Here is a 23,301-nt window from a genome sequence, read left to right on the forward strand (position 1 = left end):
CGGTCCCAGGGTGACCCACCGACAGGAGTAGCCTGTGCGGGCATGGAGTTCCGCCGCATCACGGGCTTGCCGCCCTACGTCTTCGCCACCATCAACGATCTCAAGATCGAGGCGCGGCGCGCAGGGCGCGATGTGATCGACCTCGGGTTCGGCAATCCCGATCTGTCCTCGCCACAGATCGCGGTCGACAAGCTGGCCGAGGCGGTGCAGAACCCCCGCAATCATCGGTACAGCCAGAGCAAGGGCATACCCAAGCTCCGCGAGGCCGTCGCCGCGCTCTACTCACGTCGGTTCGACGTCGAGCTCGACCCCGAGACCGAGGTGATCAACACCATCGGCGCCAAGGAGGGCTTCTCGCACCTGATGTGGGTGCTGCTGCAGGCCGGTGACACCGCGTTGGTGCCCACCCCCTCCTATCCCATCCACATCTGGGGTCCGCTCTTCGCCGGCGCGAACATCACCGAGGTTCCGCTCGGCACCGGCGACGATTTCTTCTCGGCGATGGAGGAGGCCTGGGAGTACGCCTGGCCCAAACCCCGGGTTGCCGTGCTGTCGTTCCCGCACAACCCCACCACCACCTGTGTCGATCTCGACTTCTTCGCCAAGACCGTCGAGTTCGCCCGCGAGCGCAACGTGGTGCTGGTCCACGACCACGCCTATGCCGATCTCGGCTTCGACGGCTACGAGCCCCCGTCGATCTTGCAGGTGCCGGGGGCCAAGGATGTCGCCGTCGAGCTCTACTCGATGACCAAGTCGTACTCCATGGCCGGATGGCGGGTCGCGTTCATGGTGGGCAACCCCGAGGTCGTCGCCGCCCTGGCCAAGCTCAAGTCCTATCTCGACTACGGCACCTTCCAGCCCATCCAGATCGCGGCGACGGTGACCCTCAACGAGGCGGACGAGTATCCGGGCCAGGTGCGCCAGGTGTACCAGGCCCGGCGCGATGCCCTGATCGACGGGCTCGACCGCATCGGATGGTCGGTACCCCGGCCCCAAGGCACCATGTTCGCATGGGCCCCCATCCCCGAGGCCTACCACGAGATGGACTCGGTCGAGTTCGCCTCGCACCTGGTGACCGAGGCCGACGTCGCCGTCTCGCCCGGTGCCGGGTTCGGTTCCGGTGGCGAGCGATTCGTGCGGTTCGCGCTGATCGAGAACGAGCAACGCATCAACCAGGCGGTGCGAAACCTACGGCGGGCGCTCACCAAGCTCTGAGGACCGGCCCGCCGATCAGACGGCCAGGCCGTCCAGGCAGAAGCGCACGGCCAGGTCGGCCAGCTCCCCGGCGTCGGGGCCGTGCTCGTGGCGCAGCATGATCGAGAGGTGCACGGTCACCCCGAGGATCGCGTGGGCCAGCATCTGCGGATCGTCGTCGCGCACCTGGCCACTGATGATGGCATCCTTGACGAGTCCGACGACATCGGCGAGCGCGACGTCGTGCGCCTGGCGCAGCGTCGGGGCGAACCGATCCTCGCCGGAGGCGAACTGGGCGAGCTTGACCAGGGCCGGGTGCTCGGCCTGCCACGTGATGGTCGCCCGGATGCCCAGCTCGATGCGGCGCAAGGGGTCAGGCTCGGCGCCGATCGCCTCCCGCTGGCAGCGGCGGAGACGGTGCTGGGCCTCGGTCAGGATCTCGTGGAGGAGCGACTCCTTCGAGTTGAAGTACCAGTAGAAGACCCCCTTGCCGACACCGATGCCGTCGACGATCTCCGACACCGCGGTGGGGTCATAGCCGTGCTCCGCGAACCGCTCGGTGGCGTAGTCCATGAGCTGGCGGCGCCGTTCACGGCCACGGGGGGTGAGTCGCCGGTCGGTCATCGCGGTCGACGCTACCAGGGGAGGCGAGGCCCCCTCTTGGGTGGTGGCGACGCCCGACATCAACATGTACGCGCCACGAAACCCCCCGTTCACAGTGAGGCCGTACGGTCACCGACATGGAGACCTACGTGGTACGTCTGTGGCTTCCAGATCGACCTGGGGCGCTCGGTGCGGTCACCAGTCGCATCGGTGCGGTCCGGGGAAGCGTGGTGGGGATCGAGATCCTCGAACGAAGCGCCGGAGGGGCGATCGACGAACTGGTCGTGGAGCTTCCCGCCGACGATCTCGTCGAGCTGTTGATCCACGAGGTCGGCCAGGTCGACGGCGTCGATGTGGAGTTCATCGAACCGATCGCCGGTGCCGTGCACGATCCCCGGCTCGACGCGCTCGAGATCGCTGCGGTCCTGGTCGGGGCCCCGACCCCCGACGACCTGCTCGAGGCCTTGTGCACCCACGCCCGTCGCACGATCGGCGCCACCTGGGCGTCGGTGGTCGATCTCGAGGACGGCGAGGTCAGGGTCGGCGACGGTCCCGGTCCGGCTCCGGCTTGGCTGGCCGCCTTCGTCGAAGGCACGAGGTTGATGCACCACGGTGAGTCTGGTGGTCCCGATGACGTCGTGTGGGCGCCCTTGCCCGCATCGGGGTACGCGCTGTTGCTGGGACGGACCGGTACCGCCTTCCGGGCGCTGGAGCGGAGGCACGTCGCTGCGCTGGCGAGGATCGCCGACACCAGGTTTCGCGATGTGAGACGGACCCGGTCGCAGGCGCTGCACCCCAGCGTCTGATCGACGGTGGACACCTTCAGGCGGAGGCGATCCACCCTCGCGAGCGCTCGACGGCCCTGAGCCACTGGGTGTGGTCGGCATCGGCCCGGTCACGGTCGAGCGCGGGTGTCGCCTCGACGTCGACGGCCCAGTGGTCCCCGATCTCCTCCAGCGACGACCACACGCCCTCGGCGAGTCCTGCCAGGTACGCGGCACCGATGGCGGTGGTCTCCTGGTTGGCCGGCCGCGAGACGGGGACACCGAGTTGGTCGGCCTGGAGCTGGAGCAGCAGGTCCATGGCCGACGCCCCACCGTCGGCACGCATCGACTGCACCTCGCGACCCGATGCCGAGCACATGACATCGACCACGTCACGTGTCTGGTGCACCATGGCGTCGATGACTGCCCGGGCCAGGTGCGCGCGGCCGGTTCCGCGGGTGATCCCGACGATGGTCCCGCGGGCATGAGGGTCCCACCACGGGCTACCGAGGCCAGTGAAGGCGGGGACGAACACCACCCCGTCGCTGTCGTCACACTGGCGCGCCAGCGCCTCGAGCTCGGATGCGGCCCCGATGATCCCCAGCCCGTCGCGCAACCACTGCACCGCCGCCCCGGTCGCGAAGATCGAGCCCTCGAGCGCGTAGTGCGTGATCGATCCCCCGGCGGGCGAGGCGATCGTCCAGGCGACCGTGGTCAGCAGACCGTCGATGGGCTCGGGACAGCTGTCGCCGACGTTCATCAACACGAACGAGCCCGTGCCGTAGGTGTTCTTGGTCATGCCCGGCCGCACACAGGCCTGGCCGAAGAGCGCCGCCTGCTGGTCGCCGGCGATCCCGCTGATGGGCACGTCGGCACCGAGCGCGGTGGTGTCGGCGGTGACTCCGAAGCGGCCGCTGCTCGGACGGACCTCGGGCAGGGCGTGGCCCGGCACCCCGAACAGTTCGATGAGATCGTCGGACCAGCTCAGACGGTGGATGTCGTAGAGCATGGTGCGGCTGGCGTTGCTCGGATCGGTGGCGTGGACCGCGCCTCCGGAGAGCTTCCACAGCAGCCACGAATCGATGGTCCCCACCGCCAGGTCGTCGTCGTCGCCAACGCCGCCCTTGTCGATGAGCCACCGCAGCTTGGTGGCCGAGAAGTACGGATCGAGCACCAGGCCGGTCCGGTCGCGGACCATGGGCAGGTGTCCGCCGGCCTCGAGCGCCTCGCACTCACCGGCGGTGCGTCGGTCCTGCCACACGATCGCGTGGTGCCGTGGCGCTCCCGTCCGGCGGTCCCAGGCCACGATGGTCTCTCGTTGGTCGGTGATCCCCACGGTGGCGACCGTGTCGTCCAGCGAGGAGATCAGCTCGGCCAGGGTGCGCTGCACCGTCGACCAGATCTCCTCGGCATCGTGTTCGACCCAGCCTGGACGAGGGAAGTGCTGGGTGAACTCGTGGTAGGACCACCTCACCGGTTGTCCGCGCTCGTCGACCGCCAGGGCGCGCACACCGGTGGTGCCGGCGTCGATGGAGATGACCACTGCCATGGCGCCATACCCTACGCAACCGTCGCGTCTCGTGGTCCACTCGCTAGCGTGACGCATCGGACCGCTCGGGTGGCGTCCGACGACGACCAACCAGAACAGGAGCTCAGATGCGTGTCGGGGTCTTGACCGCCGGTGGGGACTGTCCGGGACTCAACGCGGTGATCCGCGCGGTGGTGCGAAAGGCCGAGCGCCACTACGGCGACTCGGTCGTCGGGTTCCATGACGGGTTTCGAGGCGTGATCGAGAACGACTGGACCGAGCTCGACGTCGAACGGTGCCGAGGGATCCTGCCCCGTGGCGGAACGATCCTCGGCACGAGCCGGGTCGAACCGTACTCGGAGCACGACGGTGTCGAACGGGTCCGGCTCACCATGTCCGAACTCGGAGTCGATGCCCTGATCGCGGTCGGAGGGGACGGTTCGCTGGGAGCGGCGCGCGATCTCGCCGACGACGGCGTGCCGATCGTCGGGGTCCCCAAGACCATCGACAACGACATCGATGCCACCGAGATGACCTTCGGGTTCGACACTGCGGTACAGATCGCCACCGACGCCATCGACCGGCTCCACACCACCGCCGAGTCCCACGACCGAGTGATGGTCGTCGAGGTCATGGGACGCCACGCCGGACACATCGCGATCAGGGCGGGCCTGGCCGGGGGAGCCAGCCTCACCCTCATCCCCGAGCACCCCTTCGACATCGAAGCCGTGTGCGAGAGCATCTTCCGCCGGCATCGGCGCGCCAAGAAGTACGCCACGATCATCGTGGTGGCCGAAGGCGCCGAACCCGTGGCGGGGACCCTGGACCTGGCCCCCAAGGAGCGCGACCGGTTCGGCCACGTGCGCCTGGGAGGGATCGCGCAGGTGGTCGCCGACGAGGTCGAGCACCGCACCGGATACGAGACCCGGGTGACCATCCTCGGCCATGTGCAGCGTGGTGGGACCCCGACATCGTTCGATCGGGTGCTGGCCTCCCGCTACGGGGTGGCGGCCATCGACGCCGTGCACGACGCTGCGTTCGGGCAGATGGTGGCGCTCGACGCCGACCGGATCGTCCGGGTCGACCTTCACGAGGCGACCGGCACCCTCAAGATGGTCAGCGACGAGCTCTACGACGCCGCTTCGCAGTTCTTCTCCTGATCACCGGTCGTCGTCGGTGGTGGTGGTGGTGAAATCCCTGGTGGTGGTGGTGGTGGTGGTCGTCGTCGTGGTGGAGGGGCACGACGGATCGGGATCGAACCGCTCGTAGTCGCACTGTCCGACCGGCTCGCTGCTGTTCGAACCCGACCCGGTGGGAACCGACCGGATCTCGCCGTCGATCTCGAAGCGGGCCATCTCGTAGCCGAACACCGGCTGGGTGGCGGTGAAGACGATCTGGGCGACGGCGCGGGCCAGCTCGGTCCCGTCGATCTCGAAGAGCGCGGCGTCGGCCATCTCGATCGTGACCGTGCGCGACCCCTCGTCGGAGCGATGCCCGAGGAAGACCACACCCTCGGGGATCGCACTTCGATGGTCCTGTTGGCGAGTGCCCTCGGTGAGACGGTTCAGCACGGCGGTGAGGTCGTCGGCTCGGCTCACCTCGATCTGGGTGGACTCCCGCGAGAGCAGGTCGTCGGCGATGAACCACAGCCCGCGGGGGAGGGTCGATTCGGCCGGGGTGGTGGTGGTGGGCGGCGGGGCCGGCTCGAGCAGATTGGCGTACTCGTCGTCGAGGGTGATGGGTTCGGGTTCGGCGTCGCTGGGCATGGCGCAGCCCATGAGCAGGGTCATGGCCGCGGCGGCGAGGGCCAGCAGGCGTCGCGCCCGGGCCCGGTGGCTGTCGCATCTAGCGAGGTTCGACATGGGGCATCGTCAGGAGGGGGGTGTCGGCGGTGGAGTCGGGTCGTTGGGGATCGGCTTGCTCGTGGTCGTGCTCGGCGATCGGGAGGGTGACGACGAAGCTGGCTCCGCGCACCCCGTCGCTGCGGTTCTCGACCCGCACGGTTCCTCCGTGGAGCCGAACGTGCTCGGCGACCAGCGCCAAGCCCAATCCGGTGCCCGTGTCGGTGCCCCGCGACCCTGCGGTGCCACCGCGGGAGAAGCGGTCGAAGATGCGATCGCGGTCCTCTGGTGCCACGCCTTCGCCCGCGTCCTCGATCGCGAACCGGATCTGGTCGCCGTGGCGGCTGAGGCGAATGGAGGTGGCGCCGCCGCCGTACTTGGCTGCGTTGTCGAGCAGGTTGGCGACGACCCGGGCCATGCGGCGCTTGTCGACCTCGACGATCGCGTCGGCGAGCGAGCCGTCGGCGATGACCGGTACGGGCTCGTGGGTTGCGGCTTGGACGGCCTGGCCGAGGAACTCGGCGAGCGCGACCGGTTCGAGGTCGAGGTGGGCAGCTCCCGAATCGAAGCGCGAGATCTCGAGGAGGTCGCCGACGAGCTGTTGGAAGCGGTTCACGTCGTGGACGAGCAGGTCGAGCGCGGCCCTGGACCGTTCGGGGAGCTCGTCGCGTCGGGTCTCGAGGACCTCGATGGAGGCCGCAAGGGTCATGAGCGGAGACCGCAGCTCGTGGCTGACGTCGGAGGCGAACCGGGCGTCGCGCTCGATGCGGGTCTGGAGCGCGGCCGCCATCTCGTTGAACGAGGACACCAGCACCGCCAGATCGGGGTCGTTGGCCGACTCGAGTCGGGTGTCGAGGCGCCCGCCGGCGATGGCCTCGGCGGCGATGCCGACATCGACCAGCGGCAGAAGCGTGCGCCGGCTGGCCCACCAACCGAGGGTGGCACCCGCCAGCGCGGTGAGCGCCGAGGCGGCGGTGAGCCAGTAGGCGAGCACGTCGAAGGAGCGTTCGAGCTCGGCGAGCGACACCACCTCGTAGTACTGGGCGTCGGCGGCGGGGATGGGGACCCCGACCGCCAGCACCGGCTCGTCGGCGTGGCGGTACCGCATCGACGCAGGGGTCCCCGACGCCACCAGCTCGCGCAGCCCCGGAGGGATGTCCTCGAACACCACCCGCTGGCTGCTCGAGGAGGTGTTGAGCCCCTCGTCGATCTCGATGGCCAGCACCTGGCTGGCGGGGGTGGGCAGCGAGCCCATGTACTCGCTCATGTTGGTCTCGCCTCCGGCGAGCAGCGTGTCCCTGAGCGGCTGGGCGTTCCCGTACAGGCGCTCGACCGCGATCGACTCTCGCTGGTTGAGCTGCGATTGGCGGGTGAAGGCCCACGTGGAGGTCGAGAAGGTGACCGAGAGGAGCAGCGATCCCAATGCGAAGGCAAGGGTGATCCGGGCTCGGAGGCCGAGGGGTCGCGGGCGGAGCCTCATGGGTGGGGTCGGTCAGGGTTGGAGCTTGTAGCCGAGGCCCCGCACCGTGACCACGTGCCGCGGGTTGGCGGAGTCGGCCTCGATCTTGGTGCGCAGCCGGCGGATGTGGACATCGACCAGGCGGCCGTCACCGAAGTAACCGTAGCCCCACACCCGCTCGAGCAGTACCTCGCGGCTGAACACCCGTCCGGGGCTGGAGGCCAGCTCGACGAGGAGCCGGAACTCGGTCTTGGTGAGATGGACCTCCTCACCGTCGCGGGTGACGACACCTTCGTCGGGGATGATCTCGAGGTCGCCCAGCGTGAGGTGCGTGCTCGACGGATCGGAGGAGCGGATGCGACGCAGGAGCGCCCGGATCCGGGCGGACAGCTCCTTGGGGGCGAACGGCTTGGTGAGGTAGTCGTCGGCGCCCGCCTCGAGTCCGGCGACCACATCGTGGGTGTCGGCCCTGGCGGTGACCATGATGATCGGCACGTCGCTCGACCGGCGGATGGATCGGCACACCTCGAACCCGTCGATGCCGGGCAACATGATGTCGATGAGCACGACATCGGTCGGATTGCGTCCGAACAGGTCGAGCGCGTCCTCGCCGTTGTCGGCCTCGTCGACGATCCAGCCTTCGTCCTCGAGCGCGAGCTTGACCGCGGTGCGGATGCGCTCGTCGTCCTCAACGGTCAGAATCCTCGTTCCCACGCACGAATGGTGCCTCATCTGGGCTCGCGATGTGGGGAGGGTCGCCAAGATTCGTCAGGTCGGGGGTGGGTCAGCGGTGACGAGAAGGGCGGCGAGGGCATCGAAGAGCACGGGATGTGCTGCGAGGCAGCAGGTCCCCGAAGGGGGGCCTCCGTCGAGGTCTCCCACGCGCGCTCCCGCCTCGGCGGCGATCACGGACCCCGCCGCCAGGTCCCACGGTTGCAGCCCGCGCTCGTAGTACGCGTCGACCCGGCCACAAGCCACCGAGCACAGGTCGAGCGCCGCACCACCCATGCGGCGGATGTCACGGATGCGGGGGAGCACGGTGGTGAGCACCTCGGCCTGGTGGCGACGCTGACCGGCGTCGTAGGAGAACCCGGTCGCGACGAGTGCATGCGCGAGGTCGGGCGGTGTTCCGAGGCCGAGCACGGCGCCGTTGCGAGTGGCCCCGCCCCCCGCCCGGGCAGAGAACAGGTCACCGGTGAGCGGATCGGCCACGACCCCGATCGACGGTCGACCGTCGATGACGGCCCCGATCGACACGCTGAAGCCAGGATGGCCGTAGACGAAGTTGGTCGTGCCATCGAGGGGGTCGACCACCCAGTCGACCCCGGAGCGACCCGCGATCGAGGACCCCTCTTCGCCCACGAGCCCGTCGTCGGGGCGGGCGCTGGTCAGCAGGTCGACGACGAGGGTCTCGCAGCTGCGGTCGACGTCGGTGACGAGATCGGTGGGGGTGACCTTGGTCGACACGTGCAGATCGGCGTGATGCATCGATGTCCGCAGGTGCTCGGCACCAGCCATGGCCACGCGCTCGGCGAGCGCGAGCAGGGCGTCGAGGTCGGCCACCGGATCAGCTGGGGGGCGAGCTCGGCTGGCCGCGCCGACGCTGGTCGATGCTGTGCCACTCGGTCATGGCCCGCAACGCCAGCACCGCGACGATGGCGACGCCACCGGCGGCCAGGACGGCACCGACCACGCCTCCGATCGTGGACGCGACGCCACCGTCGGTCTGCAGGTCGGTGACCGCGTAGCCGATCAAGCCGCCACACAGGCCGGCGAGCAGGATCGCGGCGAAGGCAAGGGCCCGCGCTCCCGACGATGGAACCGCCGGCTGCAGGGATTGGTGGCGTTCAGCGTTCATCGAGGGTCAGCGTAGTGGGCGAGGCGCCCGTATCTGGAGTGGTCCATTCGACTCATCGCGCTTCACTCGGGGCGGTCGCGGGTCGATACTGGAGATGTGGAACACGCCGCTCAGACCGAACTGGTCCGACTCGACCAAGCCACCGCCGTGCCGCTGCGGCGTCTTGGCGCCCTGCTGCAGGCCGCGCGCGGTGGGGCCGACCTCGACGAGGTGGCCCGGCGCAGCGCCGGCCGCTACGCGCCCGTCGACCTGATCGAGATCGAGCAGGGACGGGTCGACCTGAGCGACGACGAGGTCACCCGTCTGCTCGACCTGTACGGGGCCGACCCTGGCGAGCTGGTGGCGTCACGATCCACCTTGGTCATCGACGTCCACGAGGGCACGGTCGCGGCCGGCCCGTGGTCGACGTCGTTCTCTCCGGAAGCCGACACCGCTGACGACGTCCTGTCCCGCTACCTGGCACTGGTCTATGAGATGCGGGGCCTGCCAGTCGGTACCCCGGTGCCGCTGCGGTCCCTCGACGTGTCGGTGCTGTCCAGCGCCCTGGCGATCTCCAGCGTCGACGTCGAACACCGACTGCACGTGCTCATGGAGGCCGACGACGGTGCCATCGAGCGGCTCCGGACGCTCCTGCGCGCCAAGGTGCTCGTTCCCGTGATCGGATTGGTCGTCGGGGTCACCGGCCTCGGGGTGTTGGTGCTGGTTCCCAGCTCCGACGCCGCTCCCGGCACCGAGCTCGGTCGGGCGGTGGCGGCCACCGCCACCGATTCGTCGGTGGTGATCGGCGAGGGTCTCACCATCGAGGCCCCCGAGGCGACCCCCGCACCCGCACCCGCCCCCGAAGCCGGCACCGACACCGGCACCGGCACCGGAACCCTCACCGAGGATCCGGCCACCCCACCTCCGGCGTCGCCGGCGCCCGCTGCGCCCGATCCCGGCGAGGTCGTGATCGGTGACGGTCTCAGCGTCGAGGCACCCGAACCGGTCGCCCCGCCCGTCTCCGCCCCGGCGGTCGCTCCCGACGGCGAGGTTGTGATCGGTGACGGGCTCACCATCGAGCGCTCCGATCTCGAACCCTGACCCGTCGCGGTTCGCGGTGGTGGTCCGAGTCGAGCACTGCTGCCACACTTGAGTCGTGCATCAGTGGTTGGTCGGAGGGGGAATCGTGCTCGGGCCCGAGGGCCTGTTGCTCGTTCGCAATCGGCGCCGCAACGGGCGGTACGACTGGAGTCCGCCGGGTGGAGTGATCGACGACGGCGAGACGCTGATCGGCGGGCTGACCCGCGAGGTCCGTGAGGAGACCGGGCTGGCGGTCTCGTCGTGGTCGGGGCCGGTCTATGTGATCGAGGCCGTCGCCCCAGGGCTCGGGTGGGAGCTGCGGGTCGAGGCCCACGTCGCCACCGAGTACAGCGGCGCGCTGCGCGTCGACGACCCCGACGGGATCGTCGACGACGCCCGGTTCGTGGGGCTCGACCGCTGCGCGGATCACCTCACCGCGAACCATCCGTGGGTCCGTGAGCCGCTCACCGAGTGGCTGACCGAGCAGTGGGGCGAGAGCCGTCAGTACCGCTACCGGGTCGATGGTTCCCGTCTGAGCGAGCTCGTGGTGACCCGCACCGCCACCGGGGTGTGACCCGGTGGCCACCGCATCCACCATCCTGCACGTCGACATGGACGCCTTCTTCGTGTCGGTCGAGCTGCTGCGGCGCCCCGAGCTGCGGGGACAGCCGGTCGTGGTCGGCGGACACGGTCCCCGGGGAGTGGTGGCCGCCGCGTCCTACGAAGCGCGCGCCCACGGGGTGTTCTCGGCGATGCCGTCGGTCCGGGCGGCTCGCCTGTGCCCCCACGCCGTGTTCCTGCCCGGTGATCACGCGACCTACGCCGCGGTCAGTGCTCGGGTCATGGACCTGTTCCGGGAGTACACGCCACTGGTCGAGCCGTTGTCGCTCGACGAGGCGTTCCTCGACGTCAGCGGTGTCCGACGCCTGCACGGTGACGGCCGGGCGGTGGGGCTTCGCATCAGGGAACGCGTGCTCGAGCAGGAGGGGTTGACAGCCTCGGTGGGCGTCGCCCCATCCAAGTTCATCGCCAAGCTGGCATCGAACGAGGCCAAGCCCACGGCACGGGCGGGCGGCACCCTGCCGGGCGCCGGGGTGGTCGAGGTGCGCCCGGGGGATGAGATCGGGTTCCTGCACCCGCTCCCCGTGTCGGCGCTGTGGGGAGTCGGCCCCGTGACCCTCGATCGACTCCACCGGATCGGCGTGCGCACGATCGGCGACCTGGCAGGGCTGGACCGGGGCGCCGTCGTCGCCGTCCTCGGTACGACCACCGGGAGCCACCTCCACCGACTCTCACACGGCGAGGACGATCGCCCCGTGAGCCCGGATCTCGCGCCCAAGTCGGTGAGCCACGAGGAGACCTTCGCCGCCGACCTCACCGATCCCGACCGACTCACCCGCGAGGTCGTCCGCCAGGCCGATGCGGTGGCCTCACGGATGCGCCGGGCCGGCCTCCGGGGTCGTACGGTCACGATCAAGGTCCGCTTCGGCGACTTCCGCACCATCACCCGGTCCACCACCCTCGCAACGGCGGTGGACTCGGGGCCGATGATCGCCCGTCCGGCAAAGCGGCTGCTGGCCGAGGTCGACACCACGGCGGGCGTGCGATTGCTGGGTGTCGGTGTCACCGGCGTCTCGATCGACGAGCCACGACAGCTCTCCCTCGACGAGTCGGACCCCGGTTGGGACGATGCCAGCCGGGCCGTCGACGAGATCCGACAGCGGTACGGGGAGCGAGCCATCGGCCCGGCGATCGCGGCGGGACCGACAGGAGTGGACCTGGTGCGTCGCGGCGCCCAGCAGTGGGGTCCGAACCAGCCACGGTGATCGCCGTGACGATCGCGGAGAACGGTCCCCGGGCGCGTTGTTGATCATGGTGTCGTGTGCGAGACTGTGAGCTACCAGGGCTTGGACACCGCCGGGTCCGTGGGGTGATAGGGAGCGACGGTGCCGCTTTCCGAAGACGAACAGCGCATCTTGCAACAGATCGAGGAGCAGCTCTACGAGAGCGATCCCGGGCTGGCGCGCGAGGTGGCCAGCACCACCGTCTACACCCACGCCTTCCGGAGCCTCAAGCTCTCCACGGTCGGGTTCATCCTCGGCTGCGTCATCATGATCTTCACCTTGGCGATGTCGTTCGTCTTCGCCTTCGGTGGGTTCCTCCTCATGCTCGCGTCCGCACTGTTCTTCGTGCGTGCCGCACGGACCCTCGGCCGGGCCGGGCTCGAGCAGATGACCCAGTCCATGCGGACCGCCGGGCTGCGCGACTACTTCGGCAACACCAGCCAGCGCATGCGCGACCGCTTCCGCGGCGAGGAGTGACCGCCAAGGCCTCCGGGCCGGCTCGGCCGGTCGGCCTCAGCTGAGCCCTGTCAGCTGACCCCAGTCACCTGGCCCACTGGGTGAGCACCGCGTGGCGCCGCTGCCGGCGGGTTCCCCGGCGGTGGGGGAGCGCTCGGCGAGGGTCGAGACGGTCGGCGACACGCTGTGACCGGCTGCGGGCGGCTCGGATCGCGGCGGTGGCCAGGCGGGCGGCACCATTGGCCTGGGTGGCTTCGTCGTCGAGCACCAGATCGGGCGCGTAGCGGGCGGTCGAGGCCATCTCGGCGAGGGTGCGCACCGGGGAGTCGGCGTCGCGGACCGCAGCGGCGAGGCGGGCGGCGAACTCGCGGTGGGTCTCGGTGGGACCCGGACGCACCGCGATCGACCGTGCCGCATCGGTGACCTCGGCCCAGGCGGCGAGCACCAGGCCCGGAGGGTGGGTCCCGAGCCGTCGGCGCCGCACCCAGCGGCGAAGTCCGACCGCCGAAGCCACCAGCATGGCCCAGCAGGCCAGCACGCCCGCGGCCGCGGCGATGGCGATCAGCGGTGTCGGCAGCCCGTCGTCGCCGCCTCCCGGGGTCGCGGAGGCGTCGCCGCCGCTCAGGTCTCCGAAGACGTCGGGCAGCGTGTCGTCCAGGGTGGGGGTCGGTCCCTGCTCGGCCTCGGTCGTGGTGGTCGTGGCGGAGTCGCCGAAGCCACCTTCCTGGTCGGCCGCCACCCCGGTGTGGCGCTCGGATCGTGGATCGCCCCGGCCCGGTGTCGGCTCGAAGGGCACCCACCCGACACCCTGGAACCACACCTCGGGCCAGGCGTGGGCGTGCTCGCCTCGCACGACGTAGCGGTCGGGGTCGGTGGGGGAAGGCTCGCCCACGGTGAACCCCACCGCCACCCGCGAGGGAAGGCCGGCCACCCGGGCCATGGCTGCGAACGAGGCCGAGAACTGCTCGCAGTAGCCGGTCCGGTCCTCGATCAGGAAGCGCACCAGCTCGGAGTCCGAGTGACCCGGCTGCACCTCGACCGAGTACTCGAACTCGTCGCGGAGGAAGTCCTGCAGCGCCAAGGCGCGGTCGTAGGGCGTGTCGGCATCGGCGACCACCGACTCGGCGAGCTCGACGACCCGCTGGTCGATCTCGGGGAGCTCCAGGTATCGATCGGCGATGCTCGAGGGCACCTCATCGGGAGCGGCGCGCAGGTCCTCGGGGTCGTGGACGCCCACCAGGGATTCGACCCTGTACTCGAGCCCGTCGTAGGCGCCCTCCTCGCGCTCGAGCAGCGCGGTGGAGGTCCGGTCATCCCAGCGGATGGCCTCGTCCCCGGTGTCGATGCGGGCCGCCTGGTAGGCCGCTGGAAGGTAGGGCGATGCCAGCGCCCCGATCTCGAAGTGTTGCTCGACAGGTGTGGTCGATCCGGACCGATCGCCGCGCAGCAGGGTGCCACCGACGGTCCGGAAGGTGGTCTCCAGCGTGAACGTCTGGCCGTCGAAGTCGTCGAGGGCCATCGTCCGCCAGTAGGACGGTTCGCTCGATTCGACGGTGAAGGCCACCTCGCTCGACTGGTTCACGAGGCGCGACCGGATGTCGACCAGCGGGTTGACCACGATCCGCGAACCATCCCCACCACCGCCCCGCCAGGTCCACAAACCCTCGTCGCCGGCACCGGGCAACGACGGCCCGACGAGCATCGCGGCAAGGGCGGCGACGGCGGTGAGGCTCCCACCCAGGCGCACCAACGCCACTGGGCCTCGGTCGTCGTCGCCGGGGAGCCATGTCGCTGCGGTCCCCCGGGTCAGCGCCCGCACCACCAGCACGAACCCGAAGGCGAACACGGTGAAGGCGATCGTTGCGGTGATCCGGCCATCTCCCGCCCCGAGGACCGAACAGAACACGAACACCGTCAAGGGCGGGATGAGGGCCTGGATCTCGGCTCCGAGCCGGAAGGCGGCGATGTCCGACATCGTGGCGACGACTGCCACGCCGATCATGGAGGCGATCACGAACCCGGCGATCGGCTCGGTGGGTGCCCTGGCCTCGGGGTAGAGCATCAGGGCCTCATCGAGCGCCCCGGCGACGACCCGAAGCGTCTCCGAGGTGGGGAGGAGGTATCTGAGCGTGTCGGGGGCGTGGATCCAGGAGATGACGAGGGCGGTCCCCAGCGCCACCGCGGCGAGTTGGAGCACCACGCCGACGCCGAGCCGTCGAAGCAGAGCACCGGCACCGTGCGCGAGCGCAGCGGTGAGCAGCAGCGGCACCAGCCAACCGCCGCTGTCGTCGAAGAGGCGACCGAACCCGACTGCCACCGTCGCGGTGACGGCGAAGAGCGCGAGCTCGGCCACCACGAGTCGGAGGCCGCCGGCGGGGCTCATGTGGGCGATCCCTCGACGGTGGCCAGTCGTGCGGTCGATCGGGCGCCGGATCGCCGACGTCGGGCCATCGCCTCGTTCCAGGCGGCCGGGAAGGGGGTCGCGCCGGTGACATGGATCTCGGTGGGTGTGGTCGAACCGACCTGCTCCGCGTCGCGGGTGCGGTGATCCCATGCCGAACGGTCGATCAGCACCGTGGTGAGAGTGGAGAACCGAGGCCGGAGCGCATCGACCCGAGCCCGATCGTGCTGGGTCAGCGCACCCGAGACCATCACCAGCGCCCCACCATGTGAGGTTCGGGTCACCGACTCGAGGATGCGGTTGAGCTGGGCGCCGTGGGACAGCCCGACGGTGGCGAGATACTCGAGCACGGCCGCGTAGGCGGCGTTGCCCGGCACGAAGCCGGAGTCGGTGCCATCGGTGCACACCAGCCGGAACAGGTCGCCGTCGCGGCGGGCGGCGGTGAGGATGCTGGCCGCAGCCGAGACGCTGAGGTCGAGCGAGGCCTCGTTCTGGGAGTCGGCCCGCAGGTCGAGCAGGACGGTCGCACGGCTCTGGGTCGGCAGCTCGGTCTGGCGCACGAGCAGCTCGTCGAAGCGTGCGGTCGACGGCCAGTGCACCCGTCGCAGCTCATCGCCGATCTCGAAGGGACGCAAGGCGAAGAACTCCTCGGCGCTGGACCCGAGCGAGCCGGGCGACTGGTTGGTCGCCTCGGGATCGTGGCCGGCGGCCTCGGGGAGCCCGACGATGGGGTCGATCCGCGGGTAGATGGTCAGCTCGGTGCGCCCGGCGCCGCGCACCTGCACCGAGGTCAACCCGAACGGATCGCCGAGGACGACGTCGAGGGGGCCGATGGTGATGATCCCGCGACGTTCGGTGGGGAGGCGGTAGGCGGCCCGGGCCTGCCCACCCGGTTGGATCGGGGCCAGACCCAGGTCGGCGCCACGTGTTCCGCTGACGGCGTCGACGATGCGCAGCACCGGAGTCGGACGGTGGCTCCTGTTGGTGACGGCGAGCTCGATGCGACTCGGGGCGCCCGCGTGCACCCGCGGGGGGTGGACGTCGCGCCGCACGCCGACATCGAGCTCGAGCAGCGCTGCCCGGACCACCACGATCACCACCAGTGCACCGAGTGCGGCACCGAGCAGGAACAGCTCGAGGGTGCCGAGCACGCGGCCGAGCCCGATCATGGCGATCGCGGCGATCGCCACCCCCCAGCCCTGACGGGTCAGCATGCGGGCGTCCGGAGGATCATCGGCCGTCCCAGCTCGGTGCCGGCACCGTGCGGAGGATGTCGTCGACGGCCTCGGCGGTGCTTCGACCCTGGAGCTCGGCCTCGGGGGTGAGCATGAGGCGATGCCCGAGGACGGGGTGGGCCAGGGTCTTGAGGTCGTCGGGGATGACGAAGCCGCGGCCGTTGAGCGCGGCGAGCGCCCGCGCCGCGCGGAGCCAGCCGAGCGTGGCGCGAGGGGACATGCCGAGCGCGAGCGACCGATGTTGACGTGTGGCCCCCGCGAGGTCCACGAGGTAGCGCGAGATCTCGGGATGGACCCGTGCGGTCCGGGCGACCTCGACCATGGTCTGGATCTCCGCGGCGGAGGTGACCGGCGAGAGCTGATCGAGGACCCCGCCCTGGCCGTGGGTCTCGAGGATCGACAGCTCGCCCTCGGCGGAGGGGTAGCCGACCGAGATGCGCATCAGGAACCGGTCGAGCTGGCTCTCGGGAAGGGGGTAGGTGCCCTCGTACTCGATCGGGTTCTGGGTGGCCATCACCATGAACGGGCGGGGGAGCGGGTAGGTGTTGCCGTCGACGGTCACCTGCTCCTCGGCCATGGCCTCGAGCAGCGCGGACTGGGTCTTGGGCGATGCCCGGTTGATCTCGTCTCCGAGCACGATCCCGTTGAAGATGGGTCCGCGACGGAACTCGAAGCTGCTGTCGCTGCGGTTCCACACGCTCATGCCGACCACGTCGGAGGGCAACAGGTCGGGGGTGAACTGGACCCGTCCGAACGGGAGGTCGATCGATCGGGCGACCGCCTTGGCCAGGCTGGTCTTGCCCACGCCGGGCACGTCCTCGATGAGCAGGTGGCCCTCGGCGACGATCGCCAGCAGCACCAGTTCGATGGCGCGACGCTTGCCCTGGATGACCCGCTCGACGTTGGTGATCACGGCGTGAGCGGTCTCGGCGAAGGCGGCGGCCTGGGCGTCGGTGTCGGAGATGGCCACGTGGGTGCTCCTCGATGTGGTCGGAGTTGGGGACCCGGCGCCGGGCCGCCGTCGGCGGAGCGCATCCACGGCGCTCTGTCGCACCCAGCGTAGGCCGGGGGTTGGGCGCGTTCTGTTCGGTCGGTGGTCGCTAACGTGGCCGGATGGCAGTGGTCGTCGCGATCGACATCGGCGGCACGAAGCTGGCCGCCGGAATGGTCGACGACACCGGGCATGTGCTCGAACGTCATCAGGTGCCGACTCCCGACGCCGGTGGCGAGGTGATCTGGCAGCGGCTGGTCGAGCTGGTCGATCCGTTCGTGCAGGCCGCTGGAGGGGGCGGGGCGGAGGGGATCGGTGTCGGGTGCGGCGGGCCGATGACGCCGGGCGGCGAGGCGGTGTCACCCCTGAACATCGCCGGGTGGCGCGGCTTCCCGCTGCGCGACCAGATCGCCGCGCGCTGGGCTCTGCCGGTGTGGGTCGACAACGACGCCAAGGCGCTGGCCCTGGCCGAGGGGTGGATCGGTGCGGCGGCGGGCGAGTCGGACTTCATGGCCATGGTCGTGTCGACCGGGGTGGGGGGTGGGATCGTGCTCGACGGACGGCTGCTCGGCGGCGCCGCAGGCAACGCCGGCCACATCGGCCACGTGGTGGTCGAACCCGACGGGGCGACCCTTCCCGAGCACGCGCCGGGCACACTCGAAGCCGAAGCATCCGGGACCGCCATCGAGCGCTCCACGGGGCGGCCCGCCGCCGAGGCCGATCGGGCCACCGTCGAACGGGCGGGGCGGTTGGTGGGCCGGGCCGCCGGTTCTGTGTGCAACCTGCTCGATGTGCGACTCGTGGTGGTGGCGGGCTCGGTGGCGCTCGGTTACGGGGCGCCCTTCTTCGCCGCCGCCCAGCGCGAGATGGACCAGATCTGTGTCCTCGACTTCTCCCGGGGCGCGAGCGTGGTCCCGGCGGGCCTGGGTGCCGACGGCCCCCTCGTGGGCGCGGCCGCGGTCGCGTGGCGCAACGTCGGCCTCGACATCGGCATCGCCTGAGGCGGCGCTGGATACGATCGTGGCCATGCGACCGGTACCGGTGATGAGGGGACGGACGGAGGTGGGCTGGACGCGCGTGGTCCTCGCCATCGTGTGCCGTCCGTGGCTCTGGCCGGTGGCGACCACGACCTTCGTCGGACTGATCCCCCGTCGCTGGTGGGCCCGACACCCGTGGCTGCCGGTTCCCGATGCCGGCTTCCTCACGTTCCGGCTCACCACGGCGTTCGGGCCCGATCCCTCAGCGCCGCCCCCTGCCGAGGTGATCTCGTTCCTGAGGTGGTGCCGTACGTGGCCGCGCGTGGTCCGGCGATGAGGCCCTCGTCCGCGCCGGCGCCGGCAGCGATCTCTCCCGAGCCGGGACCGGCAGGAAGCTAGTCTGCTGCGATGGGTCGGGCCTTGGTGCTCAACGCGAGCTATGAGCCACTGTGTGTGGTCCCGGCCCGCCGCGCGGTGGTGCTGGTGCTGTCCGAGAAGGCCGAGATCGTCCACGAGTCGGGTGACGAGTACCGCTCCGAGCGCCTCAGCGTGGCGGTCCCCTCGGTCGTGAGGCTCCGCTACTACGTCCGTGTCCCCTACGAACGAGCCACTGCTCTGTCCCGTCGGGCGGTGTTCCATCGCGATGGTGGGCGGTGCCAGTACTGCGGCGGATCCGCCGAGAGCATCGACCACGTCGTTCCCCGCAGCCGTGGCGGGTCACACGTGTGGGAGAACGTGGTCGCCGCCTGTCGCCGCTGCAACGCCGCCAAGGGCGACCGCCTGCTGGCCGAGACGCCGATGACGCTGCGGACACGGCCGGCGACGCCGCGCGAGCTCAGCTGGATCATCGTGGCGGTCGCCGATGTGCCCGAGCTGTGGCAGCAGTACCTCCAGCCCAGTCGCCTCATCCCGGCCTAGCCGAAGGTGGGCGATCTGTTCCCCTCGGGACCGCTGCAGCGGATCGATCTGATCAGGGTGTGCGTCCCTCTGGTCACCCCTCTGGTCTCGGCCCACGGAGCCGAGCACGATCGGTGGTCGATCCTGGTCCGGGTGGTCGGGGTCGACGACGCCGAGGGCTGGGGTGAGTGTCCGGCCTTGGCCGCCCCCACCTACACCTCCGAGTGGCACGAGGGGGCCTGGTCGGTGCTGCTCAACCACCTCGGGCCTGCCGCGCTGGCCGGTCGCCCCGCCGGCATCAGGGGCCACCCCATGGCGGTGAGCGCCATCGAGGGCGCGCTGATCGATCTCGAGCTGCGCCGGCGCGGCGTCTCGCTCGCCGATGCGTTGGGCGCAACCCAGCAGCGGGTGGCGACCTGCGCCGTCCTCGGAGTCGGCACCGACATCGATCGGTTGCTCGCCGAGGTCGGACAGCGGCTCGATACCGGGGTGCGGGCGGTCAAGCTCAAGGTGGCGCCGGGGTGGGACGCCGAACCGTTGCGCGCGGTGCGCGAGGCGTGGCCCGACCTGTGGCTGGCCGCCGACGCCAACGGCTCCTTCGGTGATGCCGGTCCGGGTGAGCTCGACTGGTTGGACGAGCTGGGGTTGGCCTATCTCGAGCAGCCGCTGGCGCCCGACGATCTGGTCGGTTCCGTCCGGTTGGCCGATCGCATGCGCACACCGATCGCCCTCGACGAGTCGGCCACCAGCGCAGGGATGGTCGAGACGGCCCTGGCACTGGGTCCGGTCGGGGCCGTGAACCTGAAGCCGTCGCGGTTGGGCGGACTCGTGGCCTGTGCCGACGTCCACGCCATGCTGGTCGAGCGCGGCGTCGCCATGTGGTGCGGGGGCATGCTCGAGCTCGGCATCGGACGCGCCGCGGCGCTCGCCGTCGCCGCCCTGCCGGGCGCCACGTTGCCGACCGACCTCGGGCCGTCGGCGGCCTATGTCCTCGACGACGTCACCGATCCGATCGTGCTCGAGTCCGACGGGATGCTCTCGGTGCCGGCCGGGCCGGGGATCGGACGGGTTCCTGATCCCGGTCGACTCGACGACGTCACCGTCGCTCGGCGATCGATCGGTGGCTGAGCCCGAGATCGTCGCCGCCGATCTGGTGCGCGGGTGGCGGGTCGAACGGCGCCGGGGCACTGCGGCCGACCTGCACGATGCCGAGGTGCGCCCCGATGTCGAGGCATCGGTCTGGATCTGCGAGCCCCTGCGGCCGGCACTGGTGCTCGGGAGCACCCAGCGTGACCTGGTCGTGCCGCCGGGGCCTCTCGAACGGGGCGGCATCGATCTGGTTCGTCGCCGCAGCGGCGGGGGAGCGGTGCTGCTGCTTCCCGGACGGTCGACCTGGATCGACTTCGTGATCCCCGTCGGCCACTCGCTGTGGGACGCCGATGTCGGTCGCGCCACCCACTGGGTGGGCGACACCATGGCCCGCGCGCTCACCTCCTCGGGGATCGAGTCCGTGCCACATCGGGGAGCGATGCGCCCGAGCGATTGGTCCCGGCTGGTGTGCTTCGCGGGCCTCGGCCCCGGCGAGGTCGTCGATCCCCGTGGGCGCAAGCTGGTGGGCCTGTCCCAGCGGCGCACCCGTCACGCTGCTCGGTTCCAGACGGTCCTCTACCACCGCGGTGAGCCGTCCGAGATCGTCGACCTGCTCGGCCTCGGCGCACCCGAGGCCGAGCAGGTGGCCGCTGTGCTCGAGGCCGGCGCGCGGTCGGTGGCGGTGGACCCCGACGCCTTCGTCGAGGCGCTGCTCGGGTCGCTGCCCCTGTCTCGCTGAACCATCCGGCCCCCTGACCCGATCGCGTGACCTCACGCGGTCGAACTCGCGCGTTCCGCGCGCGGTTGTCGGGGGTCCAGAGGGGGCGAGTGGTTGACGAGTGGGAGCGAGGGGCGTAAAGTGGGGCGAAATGGAGGACAGGGGAGCACAGGTTCCGTCCAGTCCCATCGCCCTCCACCCACCGACAGCCATCCATCCCGAACCCAGCAAGCGGCCTGATCCACGAGAGGGGGCGCCGTGTTCCTCGGAACCTTCGAGCACTCCCTCGACGACAAGGGGCGAGTGGTGCTCCCGTCGGCGTTCCGCAGCGCGCTCGCTGAGGGAGGGGTGCTGGCCAAGCTCGACGACTGCATCGGTCTCTGGACCCCGGAGGAGTTCGAAAAGGTGGCATCGCTGCTGCAGGACAAGGTGAGAGAGGGCCAGGTCAGCCAGGACGCGCTGCGCGTCTTCGCCGCCGATGCCGCCACCGTCCGGCCCGACTCACAGGGCCGCATCTCGATCCCGCCCCGTCTCCGCGAGCACAGCGGTCTCGACCGCGAGCTGATCATCAACGGTCGACTCGATCGCATCGAGCTCTGGAGCGTCGAGCGGTGGTCCGGGGTCAGCACCGACGCCGACTCCAAGCTCGCCAGCGCAGTCTCGGTCATCGGGCTCTGACCATCGATCTCCACGTCCCGTCCCCGAACACCGACAGGTTCTGACACGACCACCCCCAACACGGCGACAGCCGCTCATGTGCAACCCCCCGACCGGCGAGATGGAAGGCCCCTACTCCGCCCGCTTCCCATTCAGTCCGATCGGGGAGACATCCCGACGGGCGTTCGGCGGTCGGGGGGTTGCAGATGAGCGGCGGTTCGATCCGAGGATGACGATGGACAACCACACTCCCGACCACAGCGACCGTTCACCCGCCGACGGGTTCGAGCACCGACCGGTCATGGTCGAGGAGATCGTCGCGCTGTTCGAACCGGTCCCAACCGGACTGGTGGTCGACGCCACGATCGGGGGCGGCGGACACGCGCACGCGGTGCTGGACTCCCGGCCCGATCTCGTCCTGCTCGGGCTCGACCAGGACGCCGACGCCATCGCCGCGGCCACCGAGCGCCTGGCCCCCTTCGGCGACCGGGTGACGATCCGTCGAGCCCGGTTCGACGAGCTCACCCAGGTGGTCGAGTCCATCGGGCACCTCGACGTGGTGGCCGTGTTGTTCGACCTCGGCGTCAGTTCCTGGCAGCTCGACGACGCCGCCCGGGGCTTCAGCTACCGCCGGCCCGCACCGCTCGACATGCGGATGGACCAGCGGTCCGAGCGCAGCGCCGACGACGTGGTGAACCGCTACTCCGAGCGGGACCTGAGCCGGGTCCTTCGCACCTACGGCGACGAGCGCTTCGCCCGTCCGATCGCGCGGGCGATCGTCGCCGCGCGCCCGGTGCACACCACCGTCGACCTCGCCGAGGTCGTCCGGTCCGCCATCCCCGCCCCGGCCCGGCGTCGGGGTGGACATCCCGCCACCCGCTCGTTCCAGGCCATCCGCATCGAGGTCAACCAGGAGCTGGCCGTGCTGCCCAGCGCGATCGACCAGGCCGTCGCCCTGCTCGTCCCGGGCGGACGGTGTGCGGTGCTGACCTACCACTCGGGCGAGGACCGCATCGTGAAGGAACGGTTCCTGGTGGCCGAGTCCGGTGGCTGCACCTGTCCCGATCATCTGCCCTGCGTCTGTGGCGCGGTGCCCAAGGTGCGTCTGTTGCGTCGCGGCGGTTGGACCCCGACCGCTGACGAGCGTGCCACCAACCGTCGGGCCGAGAGCGCGCGCCTGCGCGCGGTCGAGAAGCTGGAGGCCGCGGCGTGAGCATCCTGAGCATCGAGGCCCCTGCCCGGCGAGGTGCCGGCCCCGATCGGGTCGGCGATCCGGCTCCACGTCGCGACGACCGTCCTCCGCTGCGCCTGGTCGAACCGGAGGCCCCACGGCGTCGACTTCGCGTGGGGGTCGTCGGCACCACGCTGCTCGTGGCGCTGTGTGCCGGCATCTTCGGACTGGCCGCGGTTCACACCCTGGTCGTGCAGGCCCAGTTCGAGCTCGACCGCCTCGACCAGCAGGTGGCCGACCGCCAGGGCGAGCTCGACTCGCTGCGCCTGGAGGTCGCAGGGCTCGAATCGCCCGAGGCCATCACCGAGGCCGCTCGTGACCTCGGGCTGGTGACGCCCTCCGAGCGGGTCTACCTGGATCCCGTGCAGACTCCGGTGCCCGAGCGCGGGCCTGGCGCCGAACGGGGCCCGCCCCCGCCGGGCGAGGAGCAGGCAGCCCGATCGGTGGCCGGCGGACGATGAGCAGGCGCCCCCCGGTCACACGTCGCGCCGGTGGGCTG

Annotated in this window: 25 protein-coding genes; 15 read left to right on the plus strand and 10 right to left on the minus strand. The window is 70.6% G+C overall.

Annotated features, from left to right (window positions below; translation table 11 throughout):
- Positions 1–42: 42 nt before the first annotated feature.
- Positions 43–1,215, plus strand: coding sequence for an aminotransferase class I/II-fold pyridoxal phosphate-dependent enzyme (locus U5K29_00955; GenBank protein MDZ7677100.1), 1,173 nt, complete (start codon positions 43–45; stop codon positions 1,213–1,215).
- A 15-nt stretch (positions 1,216–1,230) separates the two neighbouring features.
- Here U5K29_00955 and U5K29_00960 read toward each other — a convergent pair whose 3' ends face one another.
- Positions 1,231–1,818, minus strand: a complete 588-nt coding sequence (locus U5K29_00960) for a TetR/AcrR family transcriptional regulator (protein ID MDZ7677101.1) — start codon at positions 1,816–1,818, stop codon at positions 1,231–1,233.
- 116 nt (positions 1,819–1,934) lie between these two features.
- Here U5K29_00960 and U5K29_00965 point away from each other — a divergent pair, with 116 nt between their 5' ends.
- Positions 1,935–2,603, plus strand: coding sequence for a hypothetical protein (locus U5K29_00965; GenBank protein MDZ7677102.1), 669 nt, complete (start codon positions 1,935–1,937; stop codon positions 2,601–2,603).
- 16 nt (positions 2,604–2,619) lie between these two features.
- On the opposite strand, the gene glpK is transcribed toward U5K29_00965, so the two are convergent.
- Positions 2,620–4,110, minus strand: a complete 1,491-nt coding sequence (gene glpK / locus U5K29_00970; protein MDZ7677103.1) for a glycerol kinase GlpK — start codon at positions 4,108–4,110, stop codon at positions 2,620–2,622.
- A 107-nt stretch (positions 4,111–4,217) separates the two neighbouring features.
- Here glpK and U5K29_00975 point away from each other — a divergent pair, with 107 nt between their 5' ends.
- Positions 4,218–5,249 (plus strand): ATP-dependent 6-phosphofructokinase, encoded by a 1,032-nt coding sequence (locus tag U5K29_00975; protein MDZ7677104.1) that lies wholly within the window; start codon positions 4,218–4,220, stop codon positions 5,247–5,249.
- On the opposite strand, the gene U5K29_00980 is transcribed toward U5K29_00975, so the two are convergent.
- The 5 genes from U5K29_00980 to U5K29_01000 are packed head-to-tail and all read right to left on the minus strand — an operon-like array spanning position 5,250 to position 9,247.
- Positions 5,250–5,951: a GerMN domain-containing protein gene (locus U5K29_00980; protein ID MDZ7677105.1), complete on the minus strand. Its 702-nt coding sequence runs from the start codon at positions 5,949–5,951 to the stop codon at positions 5,250–5,252.
- A complete protein-coding gene (locus U5K29_00985; GenBank protein ID MDZ7677106.1) occupies positions 5,935–7,410 on the minus strand; it encodes a HAMP domain-containing sensor histidine kinase in 1,476 nt (491 codons plus the stop codon). The genes U5K29_00980 and U5K29_00985 overlap by 17 nt, the downstream gene beginning before the upstream one ends.
- Before the next feature lie 12 nt (positions 7,411–7,422).
- The gene (locus U5K29_00990) at positions 7,423–8,103 is read right to left on the minus strand and encodes a response regulator transcription factor (GenBank protein MDZ7677107.1); all 681 of its coding nucleotides are present in this window, start codon (positions 8,101–8,103) and stop codon (positions 7,423–7,425) included.
- 54 nt (positions 8,104–8,157) lie between these two features.
- The gene (locus U5K29_00995) at positions 8,158–8,952 is read right to left on the minus strand and encodes an inositol monophosphatase family protein (protein MDZ7677108.1); all 795 of its coding nucleotides are present in this window, start codon (positions 8,950–8,952) and stop codon (positions 8,158–8,160) included.
- Positions 8,953–8,956: 4 nt separating this feature from the next.
- The gene (locus U5K29_01000) at positions 8,957–9,247 is read right to left on the minus strand and encodes a hypothetical protein (protein ID MDZ7677109.1); all 291 of its coding nucleotides are present in this window, start codon (positions 9,245–9,247) and stop codon (positions 8,957–8,959) included.
- A 96-nt stretch (positions 9,248–9,343) separates the two neighbouring features.
- Here U5K29_01000 and U5K29_01005 point away from each other — a divergent pair, with 96 nt between their 5' ends.
- The 4 genes from U5K29_01005 to U5K29_01020 all read left to right on the plus strand — a co-directional run bounded on the left by U5K29_01005 (position 9,344) and on the right by U5K29_01020 (position 12,627).
- On the plus strand, positions 9,344–10,327 hold the full coding sequence (locus U5K29_01005; GenBank protein ID MDZ7677110.1) for a hypothetical protein: 984 nt from the start codon (positions 9,344–9,346) through the stop codon (positions 10,325–10,327).
- Positions 10,328–10,382: 55 nt separating this feature from the next.
- On the plus strand, positions 10,383–10,880 hold the full coding sequence (locus U5K29_01010) for an NUDIX hydrolase (GenBank protein MDZ7677111.1): 498 nt from the start codon (positions 10,383–10,385) through the stop codon (positions 10,878–10,880).
- A 4-nt stretch (positions 10,881–10,884) separates the two neighbouring features.
- On the plus strand, positions 10,885–12,132 hold the full coding sequence (locus U5K29_01015; GenBank protein MDZ7677112.1) for a DNA polymerase IV: 1,248 nt from the start codon (positions 10,885–10,887) through the stop codon (positions 12,130–12,132).
- Between the two features lie 120 nt (positions 12,133–12,252).
- Positions 12,253–12,627, plus strand: a complete 375-nt coding sequence (locus U5K29_01020; protein ID MDZ7677113.1) for a DUF3040 domain-containing protein — start codon at positions 12,253–12,255, stop codon at positions 12,625–12,627.
- A 64-nt stretch (positions 12,628–12,691) separates the two neighbouring features.
- On the opposite strand, the gene U5K29_01025 is transcribed toward U5K29_01020, so the two are convergent.
- Genes U5K29_01025 through U5K29_01035 form a run of 3 tightly spaced genes read right to left on the minus strand, consistent with a single transcriptional unit; the run spans position 12,692 to position 17,212 of the window.
- Positions 12,692–14,989, minus strand: a complete 2,298-nt coding sequence (locus U5K29_01025; GenBank protein ID MDZ7677114.1) for a DUF3488 and transglutaminase-like domain-containing protein — start codon at positions 14,987–14,989, stop codon at positions 12,692–12,694.
- The gene (locus U5K29_01030; protein MDZ7677115.1) at positions 14,986–16,221 is read right to left on the minus strand and encodes a DUF58 domain-containing protein; all 1,236 of its coding nucleotides are present in this window, start codon (positions 16,219–16,221) and stop codon (positions 14,986–14,988) included. The genes U5K29_01025 and U5K29_01030 overlap by 4 nt, the downstream gene beginning before the upstream one ends.
- A 16-nt stretch (positions 16,222–16,237) precedes the next feature.
- Entirely contained in the window at positions 16,238–17,212 is a 975-nt protein-coding gene (locus tag U5K29_01035) for a MoxR family ATPase (protein MDZ7677116.1), read from the minus strand.
- A 143-nt stretch (positions 17,213–17,355) separates the two neighbouring features.
- Here U5K29_01035 and U5K29_01040 point away from each other — a divergent pair, with 143 nt between their 5' ends.
- From U5K29_01040 to U5K29_01075, 8 genes are all read left to right on the plus strand, one after another.
- Positions 17,356–18,234: an ROK family protein gene (locus U5K29_01040; GenBank protein ID MDZ7677117.1), complete on the plus strand. Its 879-nt coding sequence runs from the start codon at positions 17,356–17,358 to the stop codon at positions 18,232–18,234.
- Between the two features lie 25 nt (positions 18,235–18,259).
- A complete protein-coding gene (locus U5K29_01045; protein MDZ7677118.1) occupies positions 18,260–18,547 on the plus strand; it encodes a hypothetical protein in 288 nt (95 codons plus the stop codon).
- A 71-nt stretch (positions 18,548–18,618) separates the two neighbouring features.
- Complete coding sequence (locus U5K29_01050; GenBank protein MDZ7677119.1) at positions 18,619–19,128, plus strand: HNH endonuclease; 510 nt, start codon at positions 18,619–18,621, stop codon at positions 19,126–19,128.
- 6 nt (positions 19,129–19,134) lie between these two features.
- Positions 19,135–20,235, plus strand: coding sequence for an o-succinylbenzoate synthase (gene menC, locus U5K29_01055; protein MDZ7677120.1), 1,101 nt, complete (start codon positions 19,135–19,137; stop codon positions 20,233–20,235).
- A complete protein-coding gene (locus tag U5K29_01060; protein MDZ7677121.1) occupies positions 20,228–20,935 on the plus strand; it encodes a hypothetical protein in 708 nt (235 codons plus the stop codon). The genes menC and U5K29_01060 overlap by 8 nt, the downstream gene beginning before the upstream one ends.
- A gap of 237 nt (positions 20,936–21,172) precedes the next feature.
- The gene (locus U5K29_01065) at positions 21,173–21,592 is read left to right on the plus strand and encodes a division/cell wall cluster transcriptional repressor MraZ (GenBank protein MDZ7677122.1); all 420 of its coding nucleotides are present in this window, start codon (positions 21,173–21,175) and stop codon (positions 21,590–21,592) included.
- 214 nt (positions 21,593–21,806) lie between these two features.
- Positions 21,807–22,784, plus strand: coding sequence for a 16S rRNA (cytosine(1402)-N(4))-methyltransferase RsmH (gene rsmH, locus U5K29_01070; GenBank protein MDZ7677123.1), 978 nt, complete (start codon positions 21,807–21,809; stop codon positions 22,782–22,784).
- Positions 22,781–23,263 (plus strand): septum formation initiator family protein, encoded by a 483-nt coding sequence (locus U5K29_01075; GenBank protein ID MDZ7677124.1) that lies wholly within the window; start codon positions 22,781–22,783, stop codon positions 23,261–23,263. The genes rsmH and U5K29_01075 overlap by 4 nt, the downstream gene beginning before the upstream one ends.
- Positions 23,264–23,301 lie beyond the last annotated feature (38 nt).

This window comes from Acidimicrobiales bacterium (assembly GCA_034521975.1).
Taxonomy (GTDB): domain Bacteria; phylum Actinomycetota; class Acidimicrobiia; order Acidimicrobiales; family SKKL01; genus SKKL01.